At 35.0% G+C, this 3,489-nt stretch carries 3 protein-coding genes and 1 pseudogene; 3 read left to right on the top strand and 1 reads right to left on the bottom strand.

The genetic code is table 11. The features are described 5' to 3' along the window. From QZU83_RS10550 to QZU83_RS10540, 3 genes and pseudogenes are all read left to right on the top strand, one after another. A partial coding sequence (locus QZU83_RS10550) for a molybdopterin-dependent oxidoreductase (RefSeq protein ID WP_295611943.1) occupies positions 1-187 on the top strand: 187 nt, incomplete at its 5' end. Positions 188-189: 2 nt separating this feature from the next. After that, positions 190-1,264, top strand: a pseudogene (locus tag QZU83_RS10545) (Coenzyme F420 hydrogenase/dehydrogenase, beta subunit C-terminal domain). An 11-nt stretch (positions 1,265-1,275) separates the two neighbouring features. Further along, positions 1,276-1,677, top strand: coding sequence for a hydrogenase iron-sulfur subunit (locus QZU83_RS10540; RefSeq protein WP_295611942.1), 402 nt, complete (start codon positions 1,276-1,278; stop codon positions 1,675-1,677). A gap of 657 nt (positions 1,678-2,334) precedes the next feature. Here the strand turns inward: QZU83_RS10540 and QZU83_RS10535 are convergent. Next, positions 2,335-3,489, bottom strand: a 1,155-nt coding sequence (locus QZU83_RS10535) for an Ig-like domain-containing protein (protein ID WP_295611941.1), incomplete at its 5' end; no start/stop codon positions are given.

The following is a 3,489-nucleotide window of genomic DNA, read 5'->3' as shown; positions in this document are numbered from 1 at the left end:
GATTATCAGTTTCGCTCCATGTTCAAACAAGACAACTGAAATTTCAGACATTGTCATTCCTACTAAAACATGGCTTGAAAAAGAAGGATCATTTGTAAACGCAATGGGAGAAACCCAAACTTTCACTGCTGCAGTCGAATCAGATGCTTTAAGTGAAATCGAGATAATCGAAAAATTAAATGGATAGTGATTTATATGAGTTATGTTTTAGCAAAATCCCAAAATGATGATATTCACAAGGCAGGTGAATGCGGGGGAGCCGTAACAAGCATTCTAAAATATTTGCTTGATGAAGGAATAGTTGACGGCGTTTTAGCCTTAAGTCCTCAAGATGACGTATATGATGCAACTCCAACATTCATCACAGAATCTGATGATTTAATAAGTGCTGCAGGGTCATATCACTGTGCTCCAACAATGATTGGAGACCTTGTTCAAAAATATCTATTTGACAAAAAAGTAGCAATCACCGTCAAACCATGTGATATGAGAGCTGTAGAAGAACTGATAACTCGACATAAAATCAATAGGGATATTCTATGAGGCTGACCCGGATGATGTTGTAAGCGAAGAGATTGACAAAGGTAAATTCATCATTGAACTTGCAGACGGTTCCGAAGAAGCGGTAAAAATCCACGACCTCGAAGAGGAAGGATACGGTCGTCGTAACAACTGTCAAAGGTGTGATGTTAAAATCCCAAGAAAAGCAAACATTGCTTGTGGAAACTGGGGAGCAGAAGATGGCTGGACATTCATTGAAATCAACGATGAAAAAGGTCAGGAATTAATAGATGGCGCTAAAAAAGCAGGAATTCTTGAAACTAAAAATCCGGCTCAGGGAGCCATTGACGGAAGGGAAAAAGTTGAAGGCATCATGATTAAGATGGCCAAAAAGGTTCAAGATGCAACCTATCCTACAGTGAGCGAAATGGATGAATGGAGCCGTTGTATCAGTTGTTATGCATGTCGTGATGTTTGTCCAATCTGCTGGTGCTTTGAAAACTGTGAACTAAACAAGCCATATTTCAAGGATGAACAGAACATTCCACCAACACCAATTGCATTCCAGGGAGTAAGATTGTCACACATGAGTTTCAGTTGTGTGGATTGCGGACAATGTGACGACGTATGTCCGATGGACATTCCTGTTTCATTAATCTTTGACAAATTGCAGAAAAAATACTTTAATAGAACTGGTTATGTAGCTGGAGTTTCTGATGATATTAAACCTCCATTATACAGTCCAGAAAAAACAGAATTATAAGAGGTGGTTTGATGGCAGATGATTTAAAAATCGTAGGTTTATTATGTAACTGGTGTTGTTATGGTGGTGCTGATACAGCAGGAACTGCACGTATGCAATACTCACCAAACATCAGAATTATTCGTGTAATGTGTTCTGGAAGAATTAACCCTTCAATGATTTTCAAAGCATTTCAGGATGGTGCAGACGGAGTATTTGTAGGAGGATGTCATATTGGGGATTGCCACTATGATGCTGGTAACTACAAATGGTCCAGAAGATCAAAAATAGTTGAAGACATTTTGGAGGAATTCGGAATTGAAAAAGAAAGATTCCGCCATGAATGGATTTCAGCATCTGAAGGTGAAAAATTCCAAAAAACAATGGAAGAGTTTCATAATACTTTAACCAAACTCGGTCCATTAGAATTATAATCATCGAGTATAGCTAATATCTAGCCATTAGTGGAATAGTTATTTTTATAATAACTATTCTTCTCTTCTAATTGTCTTTCTAAGATTGGTAATGCGTTACTAATGTTAGAAAGATAGTCGAATAGAGAATATTTGATTATTTTTCGAATTAATTATTTCTATGTTGATAAAATTCATCATTAGCCGATAACTATTAATTGATGGCATAACAATTTTTAGTTATTATTTTCTCCATCGATATAGAATTAATTAACAAAAAAACGAAATTTATATGAAATATTATATAGGTTTCTTTCACTGTCTACATAGCTATTGAAGTTATTTTCTCCATATCTTTGATAGCTATCCTTTATTTTAAATTAATCTTTTTTTGATAATCGTAGAAAATTTCCACTCTGAACATGAGTCGGATGGTAGCGGTATCAGGACATTTCGCTTGGTGCTGGTGATTGACCAAAAAACTGAGGATGTTTGATGATGATTTATATCATATTTTTGAATAATTAAACTAATACTTATGTGCATAATTATTGTTTTAATTAATTGTCTATTCATTTATTTGAAATTGTTTTTTAGATTCATATTTTTTCTCCATGTGATATGGATTCAAATGTTTGAATTTGAAAAAATAGAAAAAATAAGTGAAATTCAATTCACTTATTTAACGGTTATTTGAACTTTTTTACTTAAATTCTTGTAGTATTTGTTGCCTGCGTAGGTAATTAGTCCAATATACTTAGCTTTTTTAGTTAATCCGGTAATTTTAAAGGTTGCTGTACCTTTACTGTTGGTTTTTGCAGAATATGTTTTACCGTTAACTTTTATGCTTAGCTTAACATTTGCCAATGCTTTGTTATCATTTCCTTTCAAAGTTACGGAATATTTTTTGGTTTTGACACTTACCTTGTATGTTTGTGCTTTAGCGGTTATCTTTGGAGTTGCCTTGGATACAACCACTTTTGCGGTGTTATTTGATGTAAGATATATGTCATCGCCTGCAAATGTTATTGTTGCTGTGTATGTTTTAGGAACTAAAGTCTTTCCAATAGTAAGTGATGCTTTTCCGTAGGAATTAACTGTTCTGGTGTACACTTTATTGTTGAAATTAATAGTCACATTTTTACCAATCAACAGATTACCGTTGACGTCAGTTAAGGTAAGGGATAGGGTTCCGCTGGTTCCATAGACAGTACTGACCTTTGCGGTTATGACTTGTGTTTCAACTTTATTGACAGTTAATTCAACTAGGGTACTGTTTTGGTTAAAGTCATCATCTCCAAGATAATTGGCAATAATAATATATTCTCCCGGTTTGAAAGTAGTATTTAAAACCACTTTTCCGTCTTGGACAGGTAAATAGACTATTTCTTCATTCATTATAAACTCTACAAATCCAGCAGCATCATTGTCAAGAGTTACAGTGACAACAACATTTAAATCTTTTACACTCACTTCAGCAGACATTGTTGTGTTTTTCTTGGTAGGGCCTATGACTGTGAACTCTTTTGAAGTTGAGTTGGAATTGAATCTGGAATCGCCAAGATAAGTTACAGTAACATTATAGTTTCCAGTAGGCAAAATAACATTGTATGCTGCTTTTCCGTTATTTACAGCTAGGTATACTGCTTTGCCGTCAATGTTGAATTCGACAAGGCCGCTTGCAAGGCTGTCAACAGTAGCGGTTATTATCACGTCAGTTCCGAATGTTTCAACTTCTACATTAACAGTAGTGTTTTTCAATTCACTGGATTGATTGGTGACTGTGAATGCGGTGGTTGTTGTTGCGCTGTTGAAGTTATAGTCTCCTAGGTA

This window comes from uncultured Methanobrevibacter sp., assembly GCF_902771435.1.
In the GTDB taxonomy this organism is placed as follows: Archaea; Methanobacteriota; Methanobacteria; order Methanobacteriales; family Methanobacteriaceae; genus Methanocatella.
This window is presented reverse-complemented; position numbering and strand designations above follow the sequence as displayed.

Excerpts from the sequence above, each read along its gene's own strand:
- QZU83_RS10540 (WP_295611942.1), top strand. The coding sequence starts at position 1,276 with ATGGCAGATGATTTAAAAATCGTAGGTTTATTATGTAACTGGTGTTGT.